Below are 25479 nucleotides of genomic sequence, written 5' to 3'. Positions count from 1 at the left end.
CCTACGGGGCCGCGGGGGCGGCGACGAAGACCGACTCGAGCAGGCGTGTTTGATCGAGGGGGGCGGAGAAGCACTCCGTGTCGCGGACGGGCATGTCCTCCGCGCGCACGAGGTGGAGCGTCCCGACGCCCTCCTTGAGCTCCTCGCTCTCGCCGGCGCGCAGCGAGACGACCCCGGAGATGCCCTCCCCGAGGAGCGACACCTCCAGCGGCGCGACCAGGCTGCCGCACGCGTCGTGGAACCCGCCGCAGCCCGCGATCGGCTGGAGCTCGACAGTGAAATCGCGGGCGGTCGCGCCCCGGTCGAGCATCCACGGGCGGGCGAGCACGTTGCCTTGCAGCGCGACGACGGCGTACGCCTCGCTCTCGATGGCGACGCCGCGCGCGCGCGCCTGCTCGCCCTGCCGGAGCTCCGGGTAGAGGCCGCCGGTGATCATGACGGAGCGCAGGCTGACGATGTCGCCGGCCTGGATCGGCAGCGCCTCGGCGGGCATGCAGAGGTAGAAGACCCTCTCGTCGGGACCGAGCGCGATCGCGTGGCACCCGTCCGGCGACGACGTGACGCTGGCCACGACAGCGGTCACCTCGTCGCGCACGGTCCAGTCCAGCCGGCTCCCCTCGACGGAGGGGCTGCACGCCCCGGCGGGCGGCGGAGGCTCGACGGGCGGCGCGTCGAACACAGCGGGGTGCTCGGCGAGCTCGAGCCGCGACCCGGCGCGCTGGAGCGCGATCACCCGCGCCGGCTGCGGGTTCTGCGTCGATGTGGTGAGGACCTGCTCCGGGAACTGCGTCGCGGACCACGCGAGCAGCGTGAGCGGCAGCCCGCCGGCGTCGATCAGGTAGGCGTCGCACCCCGCGTTGCCCAGCGGCAGCGCGCGGCCCGGCTGGATGAGCCAGGTCTCGGCGTCCGCGAACAGCTCGCGCGAGAGGGCGCCCGTCGGGTCGGCGAGCAGGACGCCGCAGTCGACCCGCACCGACGCGCGCAGCCGGCGCACGCGGATGAGCTGCTCGGTCTCGGTCGTGTTGCCGATCACGAGCGACGCGAGCTCCTGGGGCGCCGGCGGCACGCACCCGTTCGTCCCGCCGCACGGCTCCGGCTCCGGCGCGCGGCTCGTGGCCACGCACGCGAGGCTGCCCGCCATCAGCGCCAGCCGGTGCGCGATCGGCCGCCGCGCGGGCTCGGGCCCCCGCGCGGCCTCGCCGAGCATGCGGTACGAGCCGAGCACGCGGTACGAGAGGAAGAGCATCGGCAACGCGATGAGGTCCGTCGGATCGACGGTGATGCGCCACGGGAGCGGCGTGAGCGCCATGAGCGCCTCGACCGCGCGGGCGGCCGCCGGAGCGAGCTTGATGGCCGAGAAGACGGCGCCGGTGGCGAGGTGGGCGCCGAGGAAGCCGCGGCGCGAGGAGGCGCGGAGCAGCGCGGCGAGGACCGCTGGCGCGACCAGCAGCCCGGCGAAGTCGCTGAGCTTTCCGGTCAGCCACCCGGGGAGGAGGCCAGAGCCCTTGAGGGCGTGATCGTTGAGGACGAGCAGCGCCAGGGCGCCGAGCCACAAGGGGTGAAGGAGCGAGCGCGAGCGCAGATGTCGAGCCATCGGAGCTATCCCTCCGTGCGATGACGGGCCAGCACGGGTGCCCAGGCAAGCGGACGGCTTGCTGAAGGCCGGCGCTCAGCAAGCGACGTACCCGGAGGGAAGTCTTGTATTTTCGATGAGTTACACCGCAGCGTCGCGGCGCGCCCCTGACGCCGGTGTCAGCCGGACGGCCGCGGCGCGCGCCGTCGAGCGCGCGCGGGGCGATCGGAGGGCGGGGGCGTCAGGGCGTGAGGACGACCTTGACGCAGTCTTCGAGCTTCTTGTTGAAGACCTCGTAGCCGTGCGGGGCGCGCGAGAGCGGGAGACGGTGGCTGATGATGTCGTCCGCCCGGAGGTGGCCTTCCTGGATGTGCTTGAGGATCTGATCGATGTAGTTCTGCGCCGGGGCCTGGCCGGCCCGCATCCTGAGGCCCTTGTCGAAGAGCTGGCCCAGGGGGAAGTTGTCGTACGGCACGCCGTAGACGCCCACGACCGGCACGACGCCGCCGCGGCGCACGGCGCTGAAGGCGAGCTTGAGCGCCGATATCGTCCCTACCTGGCCATGGATGACGTTGGCGGCCTTCTCGAGGACGGTGCGGTGCGCCTCCATCCCGACGGCGTCGACGCACACGTCGGCGCCGCGCCCGTCCGTCATCGAGCGGATCGCCTCGACGACATTCACCTGATCGACGTTGATCGTCTCGGCCCGGGCGACGTCGCGGGCCTTCTTCAGGCGGTACTCCTCCCTGTCGACGCCGATGACGCGCCCCGCGCCGCGGAGCCAGGCGATCTTCATTGTCGCGAGGCCGACAGGCCCGCAGCCGAACACCGCGACAGTCTCTCCGCCCTTGAGCTCGGCCCACTCGATCGCCGTCCACCCGGTGGGGAGGATGTCGGTGGCGAAGAGGACCTGGTCGTCGGTGAGCCCGTCGGGCACCTTCCGCGGCCCGACGTCGGCGTAGGGGACGCGCACGAGCTCGGCCTGGCCGCCGTCGTAGCCGCCGTAGAGGTCCGTGTACCCGAAGAGGGCGGCGCCCTTGCTCTCGATCACGCCGCCCTCGGGGCCGTAGTGCTTGGGGTTCGAGCGCTCGCAGTGGACGGGGAGCTCCGCCTGACAGAAGAAGCAATGCCCGCACGCGATCGGGAACGGGACGACCACCCGGTCGCCCTTCTTCAGCTTCGTGACCTGCGGGCCGACCTCCTCGACGATGCCCATGAACTCGTGGCCGAGCACCATCGGCCGCGGCTGGGGGAAGAAGCCGTTGTAGATATGGAGATCGGAGCCGCAGATCGCTGTCGCGGTGACGCGCACGATGGCGTCGGTGGGCTCTTCAATCCTGGGATCCGGAACGTTGTCGACGCGTACGTCGGAAGGTTTGTGGAAAACAAGGGCCTTCACGATACCTCCTCTTCAGGTGGAACATCGGTATCGGGCGATCGACGGCTCTACCCGGTCGAGCCCACGCACGAACTGCTGGACCGCCGCGCCGGGTCGCATAAAGCGAGCCATGGAGGGAGCTGCGCTTGTGGACGGAAAATGAACGGTGGCGCTGAATCCGGATGTGGCGCGGTGCCCCAGGGTGGCGGTTTGTCTCGGAGTCGCAGGGCAACGGCGAGCCGAGCCGGTCCGGCGTCGCAGGGCAACGGCGCGCCGAGCCGGTCCGCCGCTCGTTCACGCCCTCTCTGGCCGTACTCCACCCGTCCGCCGCTCGTCTCTGCCCGTCCGCCGCTCGTCTCTGCCCGTCTCGCGCGCGAGCGGCCCTCCCCCGCGACCCCGCTGGCACCGCGGGCCGCGACGCGGTCTACTCGTGCCCGATGCTCCCCTCCTCCCCCGAGCCGCTCCTCGGCGCGAGCTTCGTCCGCGAGCTCGAGGTCCTGCAGCGGCGGCTCGAGATCCGCGCCCGCTCCGGCGGGGCCGGCGAGCACCTCGCGCGGCGCCGCGGCGGGTCGGCCGAGTTCAAGGAGCACCGGGCCTACGCGCCCGGCGACGACATGCGGCGCATCGACTGGGCGGCGTATGCGCGCACCGGCGAGCCGGTGCTCAAGCTGTTCCGCGCCGAGGAGGACGTCATCGCCCGGATCGTCTGCGACGCGTCGGCGTCCCTCGAGTTCGGCGAGCCCACGAAGCTCGACGCCGCCCGGCGGCTCGCTGCCGCGGTCGGCTACATGACGCTCGCGCGCTCCGAGCGCGCGCAGCTCTTCGTGGCGGGCGACGGCATCGCCCGCGAGCACGCGCCTGTGCGCGGGCGCGGCGGGCTCGCCGCGCTGCTCCGCGCGCTCGACGGCGTGAGGGCGTCCGGCGGCACGCACCTCGCGCGGGCGATCGACGCCGTCGTGCGCAAGAGCGCCCGGCCGGGCCTGCTGTGCGTCCTCTCCGATTTCTTCGATCCGGGCCCCGTCACCGCCGCGCTCGGGCGCGCGGCGCAGGCGGGCCATGACGTCGCCGTCGTCCAGGTCGTCGCCGCCGAGGAGCTCGATCCGAGCTTCGAGGGCGATCTCACGCTGGAGGACGCCGAGACCGGGGCGCTCGTCGACGTGACAATGGACGCGGCGGCGCTCGCCGCCTACGCCGCGCGCTTCGCCGGCCTGTGCGAGGCGCTGCGCGCCTGGGCGCGCCGGCACGGGGCGACGTACGTGCGCGCGCGGAGCGACGAGCCGCTCGAGGGCGCCGTCCGCCGCTTCGTCTCGCGGAGCATCGACTGAGGTGGCGGCGCCGCTCGCGCAGGCCTCGGCGGGCTCTCCGCTCTCGCTGCTCGCGCCCGGCGGCCTGTGGCTGCTCGCGCTGCTCGGCCCGCTCGTCCTCCTCTACATCCTGAAGATCAAGCGCAGCCGCCGCCGCGTCCCCTCGACGTGGCTCTGGGCCGCCGCGCAGCGCGACCTCATGGCGCGCGCGCCGTTCCGGAGGCTCATCGCCCAGCTCCCGCTCGTCCTACAGGTGCTCGCGCTCGCGCTGCTCGCGCTCGCGCTCGCCCGCCCCGCGTCGCGCGGGCGCGCGCTCACCGGCGACCACGTGGCGATCATCCTGGACACGAGCGCCTCGATGTCCGCGGCCGCGCGATCGCCGTCCGGCGAGGCGACGACGCGCATCGAGCTCGGAAAGCAGCTCGCCAGGGATCTCCTCTCGGGCCTCACGCCGGGCAGCGACGCGCTGATCCTGGAGGCGGGGCGCGACGCGCGCCTCGTCGCGGCGCTGGATCGCGATCTGGTCCGGCTCAGGGCGGCGGTCGACGCCGTCGCCGCGCGCGACGTGGAGGGCGATCTCGGGGCCGCTGTCGCGCTCGCGGCCGACAGGCTCCGGCAGCTCGGCGGCGCCCGGCGGATCGTCGTGATCACGGACGGCAACCTGGCCCGCCCCGACGCGCTGCGCGGGGTGTCGCTCCCGCTCGAGGTCATCACCGTCGGCGCCCCGGTGGACAACGCCGCGATCGTCCGCGTCGACGTGCGCTCCGGGAGCGGGCCCGCGGGCGGGGCCGACGATCCGCGCGCGGAGGCGCGCGAGGAGGTGCAGGCGTTCCTCGTCGTCGCGAACCTCGGGGCGCAGCCGCGCGATCTGTACGTGACGATGCGGCAGGACAACGCCTCCGACGTGCTCAGCTCGCGGCGCGTGCTGGTGAAGCCGGGCGAGCGCCTGCCCGTCGTGCTCACGTTCCGGCCGTCGCCCGGCGACTACCGCAAGGGGCTGCTCTTCGAGCTCTCGCCGCGGGACGCGATGCAGGTCGACGACGTCGCGTACGGCCGCGTGCCGGCGGGCGACAAGCTCCCTGTGTTCCTCGCGTCGGGCGGCGCGGGCGAGGCGGGGCCGGGCCCGGGCGGGCCGGCGGGGACGACGTCCTCCAGCGGATCGCCGTGGCTGGCGCGGGCGCTCGCGTCGGATCCGATGACCTCGGTGACGGCCGGCTCGCTCGCGGATCTCCTTCGCGCGCCAGCGCTCGATCCCGACACCTTCGTGGTGATCGACGGCGCGTGCCCGCCCGACGTGCCGGGCGGCGACCTGCTCATCGTGAACCCGCCGCCGGGGCGCTGCTTCGGCACGGTCGTCGGCCCGACGCTCGAGCGGCCCACGCTCACGTCGTGGGACACGGCCGATCCGCGGCTGCGCTTCGTCACGCTCGACGGCGTGCACCTCCACGCGGCCTCGTCGCTCGAGCCCGAGGCCGCGACGCGGGCGCTCCTCCGCGCCCAGGAGGGCACGGTGGCGACCGACATCTCCACCGCCTCGCGGACCGGCACGCTGCTCGGCTTCGACGTGGGCGAGAGCGACTGGCCGCTGAAGGCGTCCTTCGTGCTCTTCGTGCGCAACCTGCTCGAGCAGGCGCGCGCCCACCGCGCGAACGGCGTCACGGGCCCGGCGCGCACCGGCGAGCCGCTGCGCGTGAGCGTCCCGGCGACCGCGAGGGACCTGGAGGTGCTCGGCCCCGCCGGCGAGCGGCTCGAGGTCGCGCAGCGCGCCGGCCTCGCCGTGATCGCCGAGACGCCGCGCGCGGGCTTCTACCGCGTCTCGTGGCAGGGGCCGCAGGCCGGGTCCGTGCTGGTGCCGGCCAACCTGACGAGCGTCGCCGAGAGCGATCTCACGCCGAGGCAGCTCGTCGCGGCGGGCGGCGGCGAGGTCGCCGTCTCCAGCGCGGAGGGCCAGGACGCGCACACCGAGTGGACGTGGCTGCTCGCGCTCGCGGCGCTCGCCTTCGTTGTGTTCGACGTCTGGTACTTCACGCGCGTGCCCCGGCGGCCGCAGGGCCACGACAGCCCTGTCGGCTAGCTTCGCGCGTCAGAGATCCCGCCAGAAAAGGGCTGCACGGTAGATCAGAAGTAGTGAGCGCGCATGTCGTCGAGCAGGCCCGGTTGCTCCGGCTTCCAGCCGAGTAGCTCACGCGTCGCCTCGCTCGAGGTCCGGTTATCGAGCCCGACGACCATCGACATCCATCCGAAGTGAGCGCCTGCCTCCTCGGCCGGCACGCTCTTCGTCGGCACACCGGTGCCTTTGCTGATCGTCTCCGCGATCGCGCGCATCGTGATGCCCTCCTCGGCGGTGCCGTGCAACACGGCTCCCGGCGGTGCGCTCTCGACGGCAAGCCGGTACAACCGCGCCGCATCGTCGCGATGCACCGCGGGCCAGTGATGGTTGCCATCGTCGACGTAACCAGCGGATTTCTTCTCGCGCGCGATATCGATCAGCATTGCGATGAAGCCCTTGTCACCGGCGCCGTGCACCGTCGGAGCCAGCCGGATGACACTGCCACGCACTCCGCGCTTCGCAGCATCGACAACGAGGCGTTCTGCCTGCAACCGGACCGTGAGCGGCGAGCTCGCCGGCGACTCGTCCGTCTCGAGCGCGACCTTGCCGGGCTTCGAGACCACCAGCGTGCCGTTCGTGCCGACGAACGCCTTGTTCGTGCCCGCCATCGCAGCGTGCCGGCCAATCTGACGAGGCGACGGCGCTGATCGACGAATTGATGGAGACGAGCCCCGACTTTCGCCGCCTCTGGGACGAAGGTGAGATCCGGTCGCACGGCGGGTTCCAGAAGCGGCTCGTCCGTCCCGATGTCGGCGAGATCGTGCTCGAGTCGTCGGTGTTCCACGTCGAAGGCAGCGACGGCCTCTCGATGTTCGTGTTCTCACCCGTGAACGAGGCAAGCGCGCGCGCCATCGCGCAGCTGGTTCAACGGTCCGGAACCTGATCGAGATCGGAGAGGAGCTTGGCGACGCCGAAATCGATGTTCTTCGGCTGCATCCGGCCGCCGGCGCGGCGCACCAGCATCACGTTGTCCGGCTTGAGATCGCGGTGGACGACCCCCTTGTCGTGCGCGGCGTGCATCGCGCCCGCCGCCGGCAGGAGCAGCGCGATCGCCCGCTCCGGCGTCATCCACCCCTCGCGCGCCAGCACGCTCCGAAGCGACTCGCCCTCGGCCCGTCGTCCCGCGGCGGCGCCAGGCTCCTACCCGACCACCCTGGCTGATATGGTCTTCGTCTCGATATCGACCCACAACCGAGAACTTCGAGCCTCGAGCTCCTTCGCGTAGAAGATCTTCGGGTAGAGCTGACCGTTGAGCATCACCCCCTGTTTGCAGGCGGCCGCGATCGCCGCCCTCGTCGCGGCGAACAACCTGGCCACGTTGGTCTTCTTGGCCAGAGGGCGGATCGTGACCTGCTCGAGATCCTCACCGCGCTGACGCGCGCCGGCGAACTCGAGCAGATCGGCGGCCTCGCGGTCGACGAAGCTCCAGTCCTGCTCGCTCGCGGGCGCCTTCCGCAGCGCCAGGTACCCGAGCTCGTAGCCGCCGCTCAGGTACTCGTCAGCCGCGAGGGGGGTCGCTTCGACGACGGAGAGCGCCGCGCCGTGATGAGCGGTCTCGAAACGCTGGAGCACGAGGCGCGCCTTGTGAGGACGAGCGACGTCGGCGATCATCTGGAAGAGCATCGCTGTCGGGACAAACGCCTCTATCCTGGTCATGCGGTGTTCTAGAGCGCCAAACGGGTTGAGACCGCTCGAAAGAGCAGAAATTCGAACCGCCAAGACGCCAAAGACGCCAAGATCTTGTTCGCTTCTTGGCGTTCCTGGCGTCCTTGGCGGTTCATTTCGGGTCGATCCACGTGCTCGGTGCTCTAGGCCTCGTCGTCCTCGCCCTCGTCGAGCCCCTCCCACCACTCGGCCAGGTCGATCTCCACGTCCTCGAACGGCGTCGCGCGCACCTTCTCGTCTCGACCGTGGAGCCCCAGCTCGATCCATCGCCCGTTCTCGAGCTGGCTGACCAGCAGCGTCCGCCGGACGGGATCCACGTACCAGAGGTGAGGCACGCCGATCTCGGCGTAGAAGCGGCGCTTGACGAGGTTGTCGTAGCCCGCCGTGCGCGGCGAGAGGATCTCGCAGGCCCAGTCGGGGACCAGGGTGATCGGCTCCCTGGGTCGCGGCGGCCTCGGCATGCGCGCCCGGCGCCAGCCTGCGACGTCGGGCGAGATCTCGGGCGCGCGATCGAGCTGGATGCCCGGCTCGGGGAGGATCCACCACCCGCCCGGTCCGCCCTTGCCTCGCTGGTAAGGGTTCTTCAGATCGGCCGTGATCAGGCCCTCGATGTTCGCGTGAACGAAGCGCGGGCGTGGAAAGGCGTACAGCGTGCCGTCGATGATCTCGCCCCGCCAGTCGGGCGGCAGCTCGTCGAGATCGGCGAGCGTGGCGGGCTGGACGAGCTTCTCCGCGAGGTTCATGCGCGACCTGCCGCGAGCATACACCGCGGCAGCGAGCGCCGGCCTCCCGGCCGGCCCTCGGCGCCCCTCAGTGGCAGGCCGCCTGCTCGCCGTGGGGCCGCCCCCGCTGCAGCCGATGACCCCGGCGGCGCGACGACCAGCGGCGGCTTGGCCGGCCCCGCTCTTCCACCCATGAAAGGCGTGGCGTTACGCCACAGTTTGCCGGCACACAAACTTCGTCGTGAGGGAGCCACTCTCCCTGGAGCGACACCCCGCGCGCATCCTCGCGGAAGCCCCGCGACAAGAGCCACGCGGCGAGCGCCTCGCCGAGCTCGCGCAGGCTCGACCAGCGCGCCGTCGGCTCCTTCTGCAGCCCGCGCTCGAGGATCGCCCAGAGATCCGCGTCGAGGTTGCACGTGTCGACGAGCGACGGCACCGCGTCCTGCAGGACCGCCCGCAGGCCGTCCAGCGCGTTCCTCGACGAGAACGGGGGGCGGCCCGACAGGAGCTCGTACAGCATCGCGCAGAACGACCAGACGTCGGCGCGGCGATCGACGGTGGGCGCCGCGAGCGCCTGCTCCGGCGGCATGTAGTCCGGGGTCCCGAAGACCTCGAAGCTCGCCGACGCCGGGCTCTCCTCGCGCTCGGAGAGGAGCTTGGCGACGCCGAAATCGATGACCTTCGGCTGCATCCGGCCGCCGGCGCGGCGCACCAGCATCACGTTGTCCGGCTTGAGGTCGCGGTGGACGACCCCCTTGTCGTGCGCGGCGTGCATCGCGCCCGCCACCGGCAGGAGCAGCGCGATCGCGCGCTCCGGCGTCATCCACCCCTCGCGCGCCAGCACGCTCCGCAGCGACTCGCCCTCGATGAGCTCCATCACCAGGTACGGATCGCCCGCGGCTGTCTCGCCGAGGTCGAACACCCGCACGATCTCCGCGTGGTTCATCCGGCCCGCGGCCCGCGCCTCGCGCTGGAAGTACTCGACGAGCTCCGGCGACCGCAGCTCGGGCCGCATCAGCTTGATCGCGACAGTCGACTCGATCGCGACGTTCGTCGCGACCCAGACCGTGCCCATCGCCCCCTCGCCGATCTTGCGCAGCAGCCGGTACTTGCCCGCGATGAGATCACCCTCCTGGTGGTGCACGCTGCAGGGCGACTCGCCGAACCCCTCGCCGAGGTCCCATGAGCTGTCGTCCGTGCTGCTCCAGGCGTCCGTGATCTCGATGCGCGACATGATCTCTCCTGCCCCCTGCCACGCGGCCCCGCCGCGGTCGTAACCGGTTCGTGTTCGGTTCGTGCTGGGTCGGAAGCAGACAGCGTGCCATCCATGGCAAAGCTGGAAAGGTTTCCAGGAACGGCCGAAATGCCGCATGAAACACGCAAGACACCGACAGCGGCGCCGCACGGCTGCCCCGATGGGGCAGTCGGCCACACCCCGCTGAACCGGCGTGCCCCGGCGCGCCGCAAAGGTGGTTTACTGCGGCACCCCCGCATGCGGATCGAACGGAGGCCTGCCTGATCCCGGCGGCCGCGCTGCGCGCCCTGCCCTATGTCGCCACGGCGGCCGGCGCGCTCGCCTTCGCCGCGCTGCTCCGCCTCGCCCTGCGCCGCGGCGCGCTCCGCCGCCCGATCCTGCTCGGGTGGATGCTCGCGGGCGCCCTGCCGGCGCTCCACGTCGGCCTGGTCTGGTGCGGCCTGCTGCCGGAGGTCTACCTGCGGCTCGCGCGCCCCTGGGGCGCCCTGCTCGCGCTGGGCGCGACGTCGTTCGTCGCGCTCCGGTACCTCGCGCTCGCGCTCGCGTCGCCGCGCGCCCGCGCGCAGGGGGCGTGGCGCGCGCGGCTCGGCGATCTCCTCGCCCCCTTCGCCGCGTTCGCCGCGGCCATGGCCGTGGCCGGGCCGGAGATCGGCCGGCCGCTCGATCGGCTGACCGTCCTGGTCGCCGTCGATCGCAGCCGCTCCATCGATCTCGTCCCGGACGCCGACAAGCGCGTCGCGCACGAGCTCTCCATCGCCGAGCTCGGCATGCGCGACGACGACCGGATCGCCACGATCGCGTTCGCCGCCGGCGCGGCCACCGAGGACCCGCCGCGCCCACGATCGCAGCTCCCCGCCCCGCAGCGGGTCGCGCTCGGCCGCGACGGGACGGACCTCGCCGCGGGCATCCGGCGCGCGCTCGCCGAGGTGCCGCCCGACTCCGCGGCGCGCGTCGTGCTCGTCACCGACGGCGTCGCGACCCGCGGCGACACGATGGCCGCGGCCGCGGCCGCCGTCGCGGCCGGCCTCCCGATCGACGTGATCCCGCTGGAGCAGCGGGCGGTCCCCGACATCCGCGTCGTCGCCCTGCGCGCGCCCGCGCGGGCCGACGAGGGCGAGGCGCTCGACCTGCGGCTCGTCACGTCGTCGCCGTCGCCGGCCGAGGTCGAGATCCGCCTCCGCCGCGACGGAGAGCTCATCGCCCGCGCCGACGCCTCCATCGCCGCGGGCGAGGACGTGCTGCGCATCCGCGAGAAGGCGCCGGGGCCGGGGCTGCACCGCTACGACGTCGAGATCACCGCGAAGGATCCGCGGCTCGACGAGGCCGCCGAGGACAACGCGGCGAGCGCGTTCCTGCGCGTGCGCGGCGCCGCCGCGGCGCTCGTGCTGGAGGGCGACGCCGGGCAGGGCGCCTTCGTCGCGCGGGCGCTCGAGGGCGGCGCGTTCCGGGTGGCCGAGGGCGGCCTCGACAGCGTCCCCGCCGACATCGGCGGGCTCGCCGGCTACGACGTCGTTGTGCTCAGCGACATCCGCGCCTCGGATCTCTCGCCGGGGCAGATCGACGCGCTCGCGAGCTACGTCCGCGACCTCGGCGGCGGCCTCGTCCTGATGGGCGGCGACCGGAGCATGGGGCCCGGCGGCTACGCGCGGACGCCGCTCGAGGAGGTCTCGCCCGTCTCGTTCGATCTGAAGCAGGAGCGCCGTCGGGGGAGCCTGGCCGAGGTGATCGGCATCGACATCTCCGGCTCGATGTCGGCGAGCGCCGGCGCCCACACGAAGCTCGAGCTCGCCAACGAGGCCGCCGCCCGGTCGGCGGCGCTGCTCGGCCCCGGCGACAGGCTCGGCGTCGCGCACGTCGACACGGCGGTGCGGTGGAGCGTGCCGCTCGGGCCGGTCGTGGACAACGCCGCGATCGACAGGGCGATCCGCGCGGTGGGCCCGGGCGGCGGCGGCATCTACGTCGACATCACGCTCGAGGCGGCCTACCGCGCGCTCGACCAGGACGCCTCGAACCTGAAGCACGTGCTCCTCTTCGCCGACGGCTCGGACGCGGAGAACATGGGGCCTTGCCGCGCGTGGGTGGAGGCGGCCGTGCGCCGCGGGATCACGACGAGCGTCGTGGCGCTGGGCCAGGGCAGCGACGTGCCGGAGCTCGAGACGCTGTCGCGCCTGGGCAACGGCCGCTTCTACCTGGTGGAGGACGCCACGCGGCTGCCGGCGGTGTTCACGCAGGAGACGATCCTCGCGGCGAGGAGCGCGCTCGTGGAGGAGCCGTTCCACGTCGCGCTGGGCGCGCCCTCGTCGATCACGGCCGGCGTGCCGTTCGGCGAGGCGCCGCCGCTCGCGGGGTACGTGGTGACGATCCCGAAGAGCCGGGCGACGGTGCTGCTGTCGGGGCCGGAGGGCGATCCGGTGCTCGCCGTGTGGTCGGCGGGGCTCGGCCGGGCCGCGGCGTTCACGAGCGATCTGAAGGACCGCTGGGGTGCGGCGTGGACGCGGTGGCCCGGCGCGGCGCGGATGATCGCGCAGGCCGCGCGCGACGTGACGCGCAAGGCCGAGGATCCGCGGGTGCGCCTCGAGGCGGGCGTGTCGGGCGGCGAGCTGTCGGTGCGCGCGAGCGTTGTCGGCGACGACGGGCGGGCGCAGTCGTTCCGCCGGCTGGTGGTGCACGTCGCGGGGCCCGACGGCTTCTCGCGCGAGCTGCCGCTCGAGGCGACGGGCGCGGGGTCGTACACGGCGACGCTGCCGCTGTCGCGGCCGGGGACCTTCGTCGTGGTGGCCCGGGACGAGCTCACGGGCGAGGCCGTCGGGACCACGGGCGCGGCGATGACGGCCGGCGAGGAGCTGCGCCCGACGGGCAGCGATCTGTCGCTGCTCGGGCGGATCGCGGAGTTCACCGGGGGCAAGCGGCGCGACACGCTCGCGGGCATCTTCGAGGACCGGGCGTCGCGGCGCTTCGCGTACAGGGACGCGACGCCCCCGCTCGTGCTCTTCGCCGCGCTCGCGCTGCTGCTCGCCGTGGCGGCGCGGCGGCTCGCGCTGCCGGAAGCCGCGGCGGCGTGGCTCGCGCGGGCGGCGGAGCGGCTGCGGGCGCGCCAGTGGGGCGCGGAGGCCGAGGCGGCCGGCGCGGGAGCGACGGTGGGGGCGCTGCTGTCGGCGCGGGAGCGCGGGCGCGAGCGGCGCGGGAGCGCGCCGGAGAGGCCGGAGACGCAGGGCGAGGGGCGCGGCGAGCGTGACGGGCGAGGCCCGGCGTGGGCGGCGCCTGCCGGGAAGCCGGCGCAGCCGGCGTGGACGCCGCCGGCCGACGGGGCGGCGCAGCCGGCATGGACGGCGGGGCAGGCGGCCGCGCGGCCGGATCAGCGCGGAGCGGCCGGAGCGCCGGAGGCGGGGCAGAGCGCGCGCGGGACAGCGGCTCCGGGAGCCCACGAGCCCGCGCGCGCGGAGCGGCCGCTCTCCGCCGCCGAGAAGATCCTGGCGCGGCGCCGCGGGCGCCTGTGACATGGCCTGTCGGCCACCGCGACGCGGATCATGAGCGCGCTCGACGGTGCGCGGGAAACGGTGGTATCCGCGAGGCGCCGTCGATCCGCGCCGCGCGAGCTCATCTCCGGTTCATGAGAGAGAGGGAACCACAGAGGCACAGAGGGCACAGAGGGAGAGAGAGAGAAAAAAATCTCTTCCCCTCTCCTTCTCTCTTCCTCTGTGCCCTCTGTGCCTCTGTGGTTCAAATTCTTCTCATCATGCCCCCAGGAACGAGCCTGGCACTCGGCAAGCTGGCGATGTCCACGGTCGAGCGCCCGTCGGCGTGAGCGGCGCGCGTGGCCAGCGAGGGCCGTTGTCGACGGGCCTCGCTGGCCAGGGAGCGCTGCCGATCACAGCGGGACTTCGATCACGTCCTCGCAGGTGAACTCGACGCTCAGCGACGCCGCGGGGTCGGCCTGCACCGTGGAGCACGCGCTGGCGCAGAGCTCGATCGACGTCGGATTCCCGGGGTCGTCGTAGCGCCATGCGCTCTCGGCCGCGCAGTCCTGATCATACAGGAGGTTCGTCGGGGTGTTGCTCGCGCCGGTCGTGTACGTCACGTTGACCTTCTGCTTGTCGAACGTCCTGCCATCGGGCGCCGGCGGGATCGCGATCGTGCACGTGATCGCGGTCCCGCGGATCTGGTCGATGGCCGCCTTGAACGTGGCCGTGGTCTCCGCCGGGTCGCCGGTGTCGATGATGAACGCCTCGCCCGTGCCGCCCGCCTCGGCGATGTCCTGCAGGTTCTCGACGTTCTCCGGCGCGCCCCGCACCGGCGGGTTCGCGACGCCGACCACGTAGGTCGCGATGCCGTTCTGGCGCGCCGCCTGGACATGCTCCACGACCGCCTCGATCGAGTCCGACCCCTCGCAGAGCTGCGGGTAGCCGTCGGTCACGAGCACGACCGCGTATTTGCCGGGGCTCTGCTGCCGCTCTTCCTGGATGAAATCGACCGTGCCTTCCACCACGAACGCCGTCGGCGTGCCCATGCGCCAGTCGTCTTCTCTCTGGGGCGTGACGTCATCGATCGCCTCGCCGAACGCCTGCGAGGGCAGCGACGTCATCGGGACATCCGGGTTCTCGTACGTGCCGGCCCTGCACATCCGCCGCCGATCGGGGCCGGGGAAGAACGTGAGCGACGCCATGAGCCCGGTGGACTCGGGATCCGAGAAGAACTGCTTCGTGGCGGCGACGACGGGATCCCACTTGAGCGCCTTGTCGTGCCACGCCTCGTTGTTCGCGCCCATGCTGCCCGACACGTCGAACGCAAAGGCGAGATACACCTGCTGAAGACCGGTCTGGGCAGACTGGGCGGCGCACGCCTGTCCTGCGCCCGTCGAGCCGACAGCGCCGCTGCTGCCTGCGCCGGAATTCCCGCCCGGGCCAGCGCCGGCGCCCACCCCGAAGTCGCCGGTGCCCGCCGAGCCGCCGCTCTGCGAGCTACCGCCGCCCGAGCTGCCGCCGCCGTCACTGCTGTTCGAGGCGCCTCCGCACGCCGCGCCGGCCAGAGCCACCATCGACAAAGCAACGGTCATCGTAAGCAATCGCATGGTCCAACTCCTCTTAAGCACGTGCCAGCGCCGTCGACGGCGCTGTAGCAACTAGAAGCGAGGAGGCCTCCGGAGACGGCACCCTGCCGGACCACATCCTGAAACTCCGGGACCAGTGTGGAGTATAACCGAGAACGCTGCACTGTGCGCGACAACTGTATGAAAAAGAGAACACGTGGCATCGCGACGATCACAGCGCAAGAGTTTCATGCGCATGCAACGAGTCTGTGTGCTCGTGTGATCGATGGTCTCACACGCTGGGGTGATGAGAGCTCTGCGCGCATTCCGTGAGCGTGAGGCGCGCCGCGGTGTTGCAAATCCGGAGGCGATCCGAAGGGTGGAAGGCCTGTTGTCGGTGCTACGCGAGCGCTCCCCCGGCGTGCGCCTGCGCCCCCGGGTGCCCGGGCGGCAGCCCGAGGCGCTGCCGCACCTGCGCGATGCCGACGCCGACGCCCCCCGCGGCGAGCGCGAGCGGCCACGGGCGCCCGGTCTTCTGCCCGATGAACGCGCGCACCCGCCCCACGTCCTCGAGGATCGGCGTCAGCTGAGCCGGGTCGGCGAAGTTGTTCGCGAACGCATTCGCGAGCGCCTGTTGCCTGCTCGTGTTGTCTGCCCGCCCATCGCTGCCGTATTGCGCGAAGAGGAGGTGAAACACCCCGGCCGAGGCCGCGAGGAGGAGGTTGTTGAACCTGTCCGTGGGCGCGCCGTGGCGGGCATAGAAGCGATCGAAGGTGCGCGTCATCCATCCGGCGTCGAAGGGGCGATCGCCGTGCTGCGCGACGCACTCGACCAGGTTGCGGGCCATCTTGTTGCCGCTGTTGGCGCCCTGGCCGCCGATCGGATCGAGCGAGAGCGCCGTGTCGCCCAGCGGCGTCACGATCCGGCCGGAGGGCAGCCGCCCGACGGGCTTGCGCACCGCCGGGACGACCCGCCCCACCTGCCATCCGTGCCTGTCCGACAGCTCGGCTGAGCTGAACCATTCATGGTCCCAGGGGATGAGCTCCTTCACCAGCCGCCTCGTGATCGCGACCGCCTCCTCCCCCGTCTTGACGCCCTGGAACCGGTCCAGCGGCCCTCCGGGGATCGCCTCGATGATACAGTTCCAGCTCGGTCCAACGTCCTTGTGGTGGTAGGGCACCCAGAACGCCTCCCCGACGCCCGCGAACAGGTTGAACTTGACCGGGAGCAGCGGGACGCCGTCGAACCCGAGCTTCGGGCCGGTCACGCAGATCATGGCGAGGTTGCGCTGCGCCTCGGTGTGGACGCTGCGCGCCGGGTCGCGCTCGAACAGGTTGCACAGGTCGCCTCGCCCTGCAGCGACGATGGTGAGGTCGTTCTCCGCCGCGATCTGGTCGAGCCGCGCCACGGAGACGGGCTCGATGACGATCTTGCCGCCGCGCGCCTCGAGCTCGAGCATCCACCGGTGGCTCTGGAGCCGGAGATCGATCGCCATGAACGGGCGCTCCAGTCGGCCCGCCAGCGTGAGGAGACGGTTGCCCGGGGCGGCGCACGCGGTGAGCTGAGCGCCCTCGCCCCTGGGCGCGGCGTCCTCCCAGAAGGCGAGGCCGAGCTCGCGCTCGAACGCGAGGGCCATGTCGAACCGCGCGGCGGTGCCGGTCGGCTTCGACTCGTTCAGCCATTGCTCTGGCGTGCGATCCGAGTAGAGCGTCACGTCATGGCCGGCCTTCACCAGGCCGTGCGCCGCGAGCAGGCCAGCCTGTCCGGACCCCACGATAGCTATCTTCCGCATAGGACACCCCCAGGTTGCGTTCGTCCGCGTTCGCCTCACGACGACGCGCGCCGAGCCGTCCACGTCGGTTCGTCGTCCGGCACGCCAGACGCATCGCGCGCATGGAAAGCCCAGTCGAATCGCACCCTATCACCAGAGCCAGGCCGTCAGGAAGCATCCCGCAGCGCCCCGAGTCCCCCGCTGCCCGTCTGAACCGCGCCTCCCGCGCTCTCCGTCGCCGCTCGCTGCCCCCTGGTTGCGAGGCGCGGCGCCTTGGAGTAGCGTCCGCGCCGCCGCGGGGCCCGGGCGACGTCGCTCGCCCAGCTCCAGCGGACGAGCCGGGCTTCTGGTGCGCGCCCCGGCTCGCGCGGCCCCCACCGCGCACGGGAGACGAGAATGGCCCGAGGCTCGACAACCACGCGCAGCGAATCGGACGCTGCCGAATCGCTCATCGGCCGGGGCGCCCGCATCCGCGGGCGGGTCCACGGCGACGGCTCGCTCCGGGTCGAGGGGAGCGTCGAGGGGGACATCCGCCTGGCCGGCGACCTCGAGATCGAGGACGGCGCGTCGGTCACCGGGGACGTCGAGGCGAGCTCGCTCGTCGTCGCCGGGCAGCTCACGGGAGACGTGGCGTCGCGCGGCCCCGTCACCATCCGGGCGACCGCGCAGTACGCCGGAAACGTGGGGGGCAGCGAGGTGATCCTCGAGGAGGGCGCGGCGTTCGCCGGTCGCATCGAGGCGGAGTTCGACCTCCCGGCCGAGCTCTCGGAGCGGGCCGGCGGGCGCGGTCAGGGCACCCGGCAAGCGGCGGGGCGGTAGCGCGCGTCGGGCGGCAGCGCGCGTTGACGGATGAAGCATCGCGCCCCGAGGGCGCGACGAGGAGCACGAACGTGGCGGGTACGATCATCGGAAACGGGCTCACGATCGAGGGCGAGATCACCTCCGACGAGGAGGTGATCGTCGCCGGGACGGTGCGCGGGCGGCTCACCGTCGAGGGGCCTCTGACCATCGACGCTGGGGCGCTGGTCGAAGCGGACATCGGGGCGGCGTCGCTCCAGGTGGGCGGCAACGTGACCGGCAACGTCACGGCGGCCGACCGCGTGGACCTCCTCGCGGGCGGTCGCCTCGTCGGCGACGTGAAGGCGTCGCGGCTCACCATCGCGGACGGAGCCTCGTTCAAGGGCAACGTCGACATGGACGTGTAGCCGATGACCTCCCAGTCCTCGATCGGGCCGACCACGGCCATCCGCGGCAACGTGCAGGGCGACGGGGATCTCGAGATCCTCGGGCGCGTCGAGGGGAGCGTCGTCATGACCGGCGACGTGACCATCGGCGAAGGCGCGCTCATCCAGAGCGACGTGCGCGGGCGGCGCGTCGTCGTCCGCGGCGCTGTCGCCGGCAACATCTCCGGGGAAGAGGCCGTGATCCTCGAGCCCGGCGCGCGCGTCGTCGGCGACCTCGGCGCGCCGCAGATCGGCATCCACGCGGGCGCGCTGGTGCGCGGCAACGTCACCACCGGCGCGCCGCTCGCCGCGCAGGCGGCCCCGGCGCGCGCCGCGGCGGCAGAGGCCGCGCCGCGCGCCGCCGCCGCTCCCGCGGCCGCGCGGCCGGCCCGCGCGCCGGCGCCGGCAGCCCGGCCTGCGCCCCGCGTCGCGCCTGCGGCGGCGCGCCCCGCGCCCGCCCCGCGCCCGGCGCCGCCGGCGCGCCCGGCGCCGGCGGCGCGCCCCGCGCCGGTCGAGGTGGCGCCCGAGCCGCGCCTCGCGACGGCGCACGACGAGGACGACGCCGATCTGACGGCCTCGGCGGGCGGCGAGGGCGACGAGCCCGAGGCGGCCGAGGGCGCCGGCGGGCCGCCGCCGCCCGTCGTCCCTGCGCTCAGGAAGGGGGCCGCGAAGGCCTCGCTCCGCAAGCGGGGCGGGCGGTGAGCGCCGCCGGCGCCTCGGAGCGGGAGCGGCTCGTCGCGCTGCTGCGCGAGCGGTCGTTCGAGCAGAAGCGCGTCGTGCTCGCGTCCGGGCGCGAGAGCGACTTCTTCATCGACTGCAAGCAGTCGGTGCTGACCGCCGAGGGGCACGCCCTCGTCGGCGCGCTGATGTTCGAGGCGCTCGACGCGCTCCCCCGTTGCGAGGCCGTCGCCGGCGTCGAGCTCGGGGGGTGCCCCCTCGCGAGCGCGGTGTCGCTCACGAGCTTCCTGCGCGGCCGCCCCCTCCCCGCGCTCTACGTGCGCAAGGAGGTCAAGGACCACGGCTCGCGCCGCCTTGTCGAGGGCGATCGCGGGCTCGTGCCCGGGATGCCCGTCGCGATCCTCGAGGACGTGATCACGACCGGCGGCTCGACGCTGAAGGCGGTCGAGAAGCTGCGCGCCGCGGGCGCCTCGGTGGTCGGCGTGATCGCCCTCGTCGACCGCCTCGAGGGCGGCGCGGAGACGATCCGCGCGGCGGGGCTGCCGGTCGTCGCGATCTGCACGCGGCGGGATTTCCTGCCGGACAGCCCGCCCGGCTGAGGCGCCGCGCGCCGCCGCGCGCGGCGCTACTCCGCCGCCTTCGCCTGCTGCTCGCCGAGGAGCGGGAAACCGAGCGCCTCGCGCTGCGCGAGGTACGTCTCGGCGACCGACCGCGCCAGCGCGCGGACCCGGCCGATGAAGCGCTGCCGCTCGGTCACGCTGATCGCGCCGCGCGCGTCGAGGACGTTGAAGCGGTGCGCCGCCTTCACGACGAAGTCGTAGGCCGGCAGCACCAGCGCCTTGCGCGGATCGATCGCCGCCCCCTTCGCCGCCGGATCGGCGCCCCGGTGCAGGAGCCGCTTCACCTCGGCCTCGCACACGTCGAAGGCCGCGAAGTGCTCGGCGATGTCGGCCTCCTCGAAATTGTAGGTCGACCACTCCCACTCCGCGCGCTGGTAGAGATCCCCGTACCGCACGACCTTCCCGCCGGCGTCGGAGTAGACGACGTCGTAGATGCTGTCCTTGTCCTGCAGGTACATCGCGATCCGCTCGAGGCCGTACGTGAGCTCGCCGGACACGGGGCGACAGTCGATGCCGCCGATCTGCTGGAAGTAGGTGAACTGCGAGATCTCGAGCCCGTCGAGCCACACCTGCCAGCCGAGCCCCCACGCGCCGAGGGTCGGCGACTCCCAGTCGTCCTCGAGGAACCGGACGTCGTGCTCGAGCGGGTTCGTGCCGATCGCGCGCAGCGACTCCAGGTAGAGGTCCTGGATGTCGATCGGGCTCGGCTTGAGGATCACCTGGAACTGGTGGAACTGCTGAAGACGATTCGGGTTTTCGCCGTAGCGACCGTCCGACGGCCGCCGGGAAGGCTCGACGAACGCCACGTTCCAGGGCTCGGGGCCGAGCGCACGCAGGAACGTCGCCGGGTTGAAGGTGCCGGCGCCGACCTCCGAGTTGTACGGCTGCACGACGAGGCAGCCGCGCTCGGCCCAGAACTTCTGCAGTGCGAGGATGAGGTTTTGGAAGGTCATGGGAGGGCCCGGTTCTTAGCGTGAATCTCGCGCGCACGCGATATGCAGCCCGGCCCGCCCGAAAAGCAGCCGCCGACAGGCCGGCCATCCCGTCGAGGACGACGCGGGACCGGCGCCCTTCCAGCGCGGAGGGCCGCGCCCCTTTCCTTCCCGCGCGGGCGCAGGGGGGCGGGGTTCAGGGCGGCGGGCTGCACGACGGGTAAAGCGCGGTGAAGCCCGTCTCATCGAGGAACGTCGAGATCGCCTCCGCGTACACGGTGTTGCCCGGCGTCCTGCAGACCAGCTTGCCGACGCTGTTGATCGAGCAGTCGGCGCCGGCCTCGTCCTGGCACGCGCCGAGGAGGGTGATGCCGCAGAGCGACGAGCCGTCGCAGATGCGCAGGTTCGCGAAGGCGCTCCAGCTCAGGCCGCACGCCGCCGCCGCGCCGTCGTCCGCGCAGGCGAAGACCTCCACCTTGGCGGGGTCGAAGATGTTGCCGAACATCGTGGCGTCCGGAATGGAGTAGTCCACGGCGTCCTGCGCCGAGGCGTCCGTGAGCCCCCCGTGGCTGCCCACCATGCGGATCGGCACCTTCGCGCCGATCCCGTTGAGGGTCTGGAGCAGACACGCCGTCACCCAGCGCTGCGACGACAGGGCGCCCAGCTTCCCCGCCTTCCACGTCGGCGCGAGGCCGATCGCGCCCTTGAAGGAGACCGCTGGCATCGACGTGCTCACCGTGGTGCCGCGAGGGAGCGCGCAGCCCACGACGTAGTGGAGGACCTTGCGCCCCGCGTCGCTGGCCAGGAGCCGCGTGGGCGTGAGCAGGCCGGTCGCGGGGTCGACGAGCGGAGACGTCGCGAGCCGCTGCAACAAGTACTGCGTGGAGGTCTGCCAGAAGAACGACGGCACGTCGCCGTTGGTCCAGATGATCGCGTCCTCCGCGACAGCGAGCTCGTCGTCTGCGCCGTCCTGCGGCGCCGCGACGCAACCGGACGCGAAGAGGAGAGAACCGGCAACGACAGCAAGGGACGATCGGGCGTTGAGCATGCGCTTCCTTCCGCCGCTGGCGCGGCATGCGAACGCGCTCGCTCGGTCCATGGATCGTGCCACCGACGCGCGGCGCCGCCGCCGTCCTCCGGACCGCCGCTTCCGGCCCGAGCAGCGCCGCGTCTCGACGCGCGAAGGCGGCGGCGCCCGGGCGGCGCCATGGACGACCGGAGGCGCTGGCCCTCAGCCCATGGAGGCTCGCGCCTCCACCTCGCGGAAGCGCCGCCACATGTCGTCGAAGCGAGCTTGCCAGATCGGACACGCGACGAGGAGCGCCCCTGCCTGCGCGAGCGCGCCGGACGCCTCGTCCCGCGCGCCGCGTCGGATCGCCATCGCCGCGCGCCAGTGGAGGAGCTCCAGGTGCTCGAACGGGAGCAGCCCACCGCGCGCCTCGTCGAGCAGCGCGTCCCAGCGACGCCCCAGCGCGCCGGCGTCGGGCGCGTCGGGCGCGGCGTCCCGCCGAGCGCCGAGCTGCTCCAGGACGAGCCCGAGCATCCGGAAGAGCGCGGACAGCGAGGGGGCCGTCGCGGCGTCCGGCGGGCAGCGCCGGCCGATCCCGTCGACGAGGCGCGCCGCCTCGTCGTGGCCGCCGCGCGCGATAAGGATCCGGGCGAGCAGCAGCGAGCTCTCCGGCACCGGGACCTCCACGAACCGCTCCTCGAGGACGAGGGCGCGCCGCGCGAGCGGGAGGGCCTCCTCGTCCTGGTGGTTGGCGTAGAGCAGCTCGGCGACGTTGTGCGTCGCCATCCGCTCGAAGAGCGGGTTGCCGATCTCCCGCGCCAGGGCGATCGTCCGGCGCATGTCGTCGATCGCGAGGAGCAGCTCGTTCCTGGTCGTCCACAGCAAGGCGCGGTTGACGTACAGCGCGCAGACGTGGGGCCAGTCCTCGACCTGCGCCGCCAGCGCGATGCCCGTCTGGAACGTCGCCTCCGCCTCCTCCAGCCGCCCGGCGAACACGAGCGCCGCCGACCGCAGGACGAGCGCCACGACGCGCGCCTCGTAGTCGCGCGCTGCCTCGGCGGCCGCGACGCCCTGGCCCAGGAGATCGGCCGCCTCCGCCATGCGCCCCTGCCGCATGCAGGTCCGCCCGAGCCCCACAACGAGCCGGGCGGCGAGGCCCGGCGATCCGGCGCGCTCGACGAGCGGGCGCGCCTCCTCCACCCGCCTGGCCGAGGCCTCGAAATCGTTCGCCCAGTCGAGGACGGTCGCCTCGACGAGGAGGGCGTCGGCCAGGAGCGCGGCGTCCCCGAGCTGCGCCGCGAGCGCCCGCGCGGCGGCGAGATCCTCCAGCGCCTCGCGCGGGCGGTGGACCCCGTAGCGGCTCTTGCCGCGCCCGAGCCGCGCGAGAACGCGCACGCGCGGATCGCCCTCCGCCGCGAACGAGAGGCACGCGGTGTAGCGCTGGTCCGCCTCGACGTGGCGGTGCCGTGAGAGCGCGGCGTCGCCGAGCCGAAGGCACGCGTCCGCCGCCTCCTCCAGCGCCCCGCACCCGCCGGCGTGCCGCGCGAGCGGCTCGAGGAGCTCGGGGCGAGGCCCCTCCGCCTCGACCCTGGACCGGAAGTGCGCGAGCGCGTGCCGGTGGATCTGCGCGCGCTGCGCCGGGTCGAGCAGCTCGTGGACCGCGTCCTGGAACACCGCGCTCTGGAACGAGCAGCGCTCGCCCGCGCCGCGCTGGAGGATCCCCCGCTCGGCGAGCGCGCTCAGGCCGTAGCCCGCGTCGATCGGCGTGCCGGCGACGCCCGCGCGCTCGATCGCGTCCTGGACCTGCTCGAGCTCCGCGCGGCCGAACGAGACGCCCAGCACCGAGCAGAGCCTGACGCAGGCCGCGAGCTCCGGCGGCAGGGCGTCGATCTGCCGCTCCGCGAGCCACTGCCACGCCGGCGACGGAGGCAACGCGTCGAGCTCCGCCGTCGCGACGTAGTGGCTGCCGGAGCCCGCGCGGCGCCGCACGATGCCGGCCCGCTTCAGCGAGCGCACGAGCTCCGAGAGGCAGGCGGGGTTGCCGCCCGCCCAGCCCGCGAGCCGGCGCAGCGTGGCGGCGGGCGGGTACTCGGCCGGCCGCAGGAGCTCGGCGGCGAGCGCCATCCCGGCCTCCTCGTCGAGGGGCGCGAGCGCCGCCCGGCGGTGGCGCTGCGTGCGCGCGCCCCACGCGCGGCGCACCTGCTCGAAGCGGGGGTGCGCGGCGACAACGACCCAGAGCGCGACGCCCGGGCCGTCGAGCGTCGCGTACTCGAGCGCGTCGACAAGCGCGTCGTCGGCCCGGTGCGCGTCGTCGAGGAGCACCGCCACCGGGCCGCGGCGCGCGAGCCGGCGCAGCCCCTCCCCGAGCGCCTGCACCACGCCGAGGTGGAGCGACGCGGGCGCGCCGCCGCCCGCCGGGGGCGACCAGCCCAGCGCCGCCGCCACCGCCGGCCACGTCGCCGAGCCGAGCGCGTCGCCGAGCCGCTCGCGGCAGAAGGCGGCGGGATCGGCCGGCGGGTCCGCGGGCGCCTCGAGCACCTGGCGCAGGAGCTCCGCCGCGTCGCGCGCCGCCTCCCCGGGCAGCGGCTGCGCGGCGCGCAGGGAGATCACCCGCGCCGCGGGCGCCCGGGCGGTCAGGCGGCGCGCCACGGCGGCGGCCTCCGCCACGAGGCGGCTCTTGCCGAGCCCTGGCTCGCCGAGGAGCGTGAACAGGCCCGGGCACGTCCCGTCGAAGGCCGCCCCGGCGCTCGCGGAGAGCGCCGCGACGACGTCGGCGCGGCCGGCGAGCGGCGCCTCGAGCTCGGCCGAGGGCGCGGCGCGCGACGAGGCGGGGCCCGGGTCGTCGCGCGCCGGCAGGGCGCGCTCCAGCTCCGCGGTGAGCGCGACGCCCGACCAGGGCTCCGGGGGCAGCCATGTCTCCGGGCGCTCGACGGCGGCGCCGTACGCCGCGGCGGCGCTGCGCGCCTTGCGGCGGAGCGTGACGGAGGCCAGGTGGAGCGCCGCCCGCGCGCCGTGCCGCTCGGCGAGCTCGCGCGCGGCGGCGAGCGCGGCCTCGGCCGGGTGATCGGCGTTCCGGCCGGAGAACACGGCCACATAGCGGCTGCCGCGCTGCCGCGCGATGAACCCGTTGCGGCCGGTCACGGCGGCGATGACCGGCGCCGCCGGGGCGACCGTGTCGGCGACGAGCAGGACGACCGGGTGCCCCCCCTCGGCGATGAGCCTGGCCGGCGCGGCGACCGCCCGCGCGGCGACCGACAGCGCCGCCTCGGCGCGCGCCGCCGCGAGCGTGCTTCGCAGCGCCGAGGCGCTCGCGGGGCGGCGGTCGCGGTCCTTGGCGAGGCACGCGAGCGTCAGCGCCTCCAGCGCGGCGGGCACCGGCGCGAGCTCGCCCGGGCGCCGCGGGCGCAGCGCGAGGTGGCCGTGCTCGACGGCGCCGGCGTCGCCCGCGAACGGCAGCTCCAGCGTGAGCAGCTCGAACAGGACGACGCCGAACGCGTAGAGGTCGGCGCGCTCGTCGATCGCCTCGCCCCGGATCTGCTCGGGGGCCATGTAGTCGGGGGTCCCGAGGACCGCGCCGGTCCGGGTGAGCTGCGCCTCTCCGCCGGGAGCGCCCACGGCGCGCTTCGCGAGGCCGAAGTCGATCAGAACGACGCGCGCTCCGGGGGCGGAGGGCGCGCCCCCGGAGCGCGCGAGGAAGAGGTTTTCCGGCTTGAGATCCCTGTGGATCACGCCCTCGGCGTGCGCGGCCTCGAGCGCCGCGAGCACGGCGTCGGCCCTCGCGGCGGCCCAGTCCGGGCCGGGCGGCTCGGCGAGCGAGGCGAGCTCCGAGGCGAGCGTGCGGCCGGAGAGCCGCTCCATCACGAGGTAGGGGCGGCCGTCGTCGAGCCGACCGCGCCCGTGGAGCCGCGGAGCGTGCGGAGGGCCGATGCGCTGGAGCGCCTCCGCCTCGCGGCGGAAGCGCTCCTCGAGCGCCGGGGTCGCGGAGAAGCCGACCTTGACGGCGACCTCGGCGCCGTCGCTGCCCGAGATCCCCGCCCAGACCGCGGCGAACCCGCCTTGTCCGAGGCGCTCGCCCAGCGAGATGCCGTCGACGCGCGGCGGGGTGGCCGCCCCGCGCTCGCTCGCCGGCGGGGGCGTCGACCCGTCGAGGGGGCACGGATCGCCGCCTTCGCGGCGCCGGTGACAGGAGGGGCAGCGATGCACTCGATGACGG

18 protein-coding genes and 2 pseudogenes are annotated in these 25479 nt (G+C 73.8%); 8 read left to right on the top strand and 12 right to left on the bottom strand.

Going from position 1 to position 25479, the window contains the following annotated elements:
* Nucleotide 1: 1 nt before the first annotated feature.
* Together WMF42_RS02600 and WMF42_RS02595 are read right to left on the bottom strand one after the other, a co-directional pair.
* Entirely contained in the window at nt 2–1594 is a 1593-nt protein-coding gene (locus WMF42_RS02600; RefSeq protein WP_437689978.1) for a hypothetical protein, read from the bottom strand.
* Nucleotides 1595–1814: 220 nt separating this feature from the next.
* Complete coding sequence (locus WMF42_RS02595; RefSeq protein ID WP_061610919.1) at nt 1815–2972, bottom strand: zinc-dependent alcohol dehydrogenase; 1158 nt, start codon at nt 2970–2972, stop codon at nt 1815–1817.
* A 416-nt stretch (nt 2973–3388) separates the two neighbouring features.
* Between WMF42_RS02595 and WMF42_RS02590 the strand changes: the two genes are divergently transcribed.
* Both WMF42_RS02590 and WMF42_RS02585 read left to right on the top strand, forming a co-directional pair.
* The gene (locus tag WMF42_RS02590) at nt 3389–4276 is read left to right on the top strand and encodes a DUF58 domain-containing protein (protein WP_437689977.1); all 888 of its coding nucleotides are present in this window, start codon (nt 3389–3391) and stop codon (nt 4274–4276) included.
* 1 nt (nt 4277) lies between these two features.
* Entirely contained in the window at nt 4278–6329 is a 2052-nt protein-coding gene (locus WMF42_RS02585; protein WP_437689976.1) for a VWA domain-containing protein, read from the top strand.
* A 44-nt stretch (nt 6330–6373) separates the two neighbouring features.
* Here WMF42_RS02585 and WMF42_RS02580 read toward each other — a convergent pair whose 3' ends face one another.
* Complete coding sequence (locus WMF42_RS02580) at nt 6374–6973, bottom strand: hypothetical protein (protein WP_437689975.1); 600 nt, start codon at nt 6971–6973, stop codon at nt 6374–6376.
* Nucleotides 6974–6990: 17 nt separating this feature from the next.
* Between WMF42_RS02580 and WMF42_RS02575 the strand changes: the two are divergent.
* Nucleotides 6991–7248, top strand: a pseudogene (locus tag WMF42_RS02575) (MmyB family transcriptional regulator); the annotation flags it as partial.
* Here WMF42_RS02575 and WMF42_RS02570 read toward each other — a convergent pair.
* From WMF42_RS02570 to WMF42_RS02555, 4 genes and pseudogenes are all read right to left on the bottom strand, one after another.
* Nucleotides 7230–7466: pseudogene (locus WMF42_RS02570) on the bottom strand (protein kinase domain-containing protein); the annotation flags it as partial. The pseudogenes WMF42_RS02575 and WMF42_RS02570 sit on opposite strands and share 19 nt — an antisense overlap.
* Nucleotides 7467–7505: 39 nt before the next feature.
* On the bottom strand, nt 7506–8021 hold the full coding sequence (locus WMF42_RS02565; RefSeq protein WP_437689974.1) for a hypothetical protein: 516 nt from the start codon (nt 8019–8021) through the stop codon (nt 7506–7508).
* A 152-nt stretch (nt 8022–8173) separates the two neighbouring features.
* Nucleotides 8174–8773 (bottom strand): Uma2 family endonuclease, encoded by a 600-nt coding sequence (locus tag WMF42_RS02560; protein ID WP_437689973.1) that lies wholly within the window; start codon nt 8771–8773, stop codon nt 8174–8176.
* A gap of 67 nt (nt 8774–8840) precedes the next feature.
* Nucleotides 8841–9986 (bottom strand): serine/threonine-protein kinase, encoded by a 1146-nt coding sequence (locus WMF42_RS02555; RefSeq protein ID WP_437689972.1) that lies wholly within the window; start codon nt 9984–9986, stop codon nt 8841–8843.
* Nucleotides 9987–10396: 410 nt separating this feature from the next.
* On the opposite strand from WMF42_RS02555, the gene WMF42_RS02550 reads away from it, so the two are divergent.
* Nucleotides 10397–13504, top strand: a complete 3108-nt coding sequence (locus WMF42_RS02550) for a VWA domain-containing protein (protein WP_437689971.1) — start codon at nt 10397–10399, stop codon at nt 13502–13504.
* 371 nt (nt 13505–13875) lie between these two features.
* Here WMF42_RS02550 and WMF42_RS02545 read toward each other — a convergent pair whose 3' ends face one another.
* Together WMF42_RS02545 and WMF42_RS02540 are read right to left on the bottom strand one after the other, a co-directional pair.
* A complete protein-coding gene (locus tag WMF42_RS02545) occupies nt 13876–15075 on the bottom strand; it encodes a vWA domain-containing protein (RefSeq protein ID WP_437689970.1) in 1200 nt (399 codons plus the stop codon).
* Nucleotides 15076–15433: 358 nt separating this feature from the next.
* Nucleotides 15434–16825 (bottom strand): styrene monooxygenase/indole monooxygenase family protein, encoded by a 1392-nt coding sequence (locus tag WMF42_RS02540; protein ID WP_061611985.1) that lies wholly within the window; start codon nt 16823–16825, stop codon nt 15434–15436.
* A 375-nt stretch (nt 16826–17200) separates the two neighbouring features.
* On the opposite strand from WMF42_RS02540, the gene WMF42_RS02535 reads away from it, so the two are divergent.
* From WMF42_RS02535 to pyrE, 4 genes are all read left to right on the top strand, one after another.
* Nucleotides 17201–17623, top strand: coding sequence for a bactofilin family protein (locus tag WMF42_RS02535; RefSeq protein WP_061611986.1), 423 nt, complete (start codon nt 17201–17203; stop codon nt 17621–17623).
* A gap of 71 nt (nt 17624–17694) precedes the next feature.
* Entirely contained in the window at nt 17695–18009 is a 315-nt protein-coding gene (locus tag WMF42_RS02530) for a bactofilin family protein (RefSeq protein WP_061611987.1), read from the top strand.
* Between the two features lie 3 nt (nt 18010–18012).
* Nucleotides 18013–18729 carry a bactofilin family protein gene (locus WMF42_RS02525; RefSeq protein ID WP_437689969.1) on the top strand — a complete coding sequence of 239 codons (717 nt, stop codon included), beginning with the start codon at nt 18013–18015 and terminating at the stop codon, nt 18727–18729.
* Entirely contained in the window at nt 18726–19304 is a 579-nt protein-coding gene (gene pyrE, locus WMF42_RS02520) for an orotate phosphoribosyltransferase (protein ID WP_061606616.1), read from the top strand. The genes WMF42_RS02525 and pyrE overlap by 4 nt, the downstream gene beginning before the upstream one ends.
* A 26-nt stretch (nt 19305–19330) precedes the next feature.
* On the opposite strand, the gene glyQ is transcribed toward pyrE, so the two are convergent.
* The 3 genes from glyQ to WMF42_RS02505 all read right to left on the bottom strand — a co-directional run bounded on the left by glyQ (nt 19331) and on the right by WMF42_RS02505 (nt 25469).
* Complete coding sequence (glyQ, locus tag WMF42_RS02515) at nt 19331–20278, bottom strand: glycine--tRNA ligase subunit alpha (protein WP_061606615.1); 948 nt, start codon at nt 20276–20278, stop codon at nt 19331–19333.
* Between the two features lie 175 nt (nt 20279–20453).
* On the bottom strand, nt 20454–21305 hold the full coding sequence (locus tag WMF42_RS02510) for a hypothetical protein (RefSeq protein ID WP_155798138.1): 852 nt from the start codon (nt 21303–21305) through the stop codon (nt 20454–20456).
* A 183-nt stretch (nt 21306–21488) separates the two neighbouring features.
* The gene (locus tag WMF42_RS02505; protein ID WP_437689968.1) at nt 21489–25469 is read right to left on the bottom strand and encodes a serine/threonine-protein kinase; all 3981 of its coding nucleotides are present in this window, start codon (nt 25467–25469) and stop codon (nt 21489–21491) included.
* Between the last annotated feature and the right edge of the window lie 10 nt (nt 25470–25479).

Source organism: Sorangium sp. So ce176, assembly GCF_051519835.1.
GTDB lineage: Bacteria > Myxococcota_A > Polyangia > Polyangiales > Polyangiaceae > Sorangium > Sorangium cellulosum_G.
The sequence above is the reverse complement of the archived record's forward strand: the minus strand, read 5'-3'. Positions and strand labels throughout refer to the sequence as shown.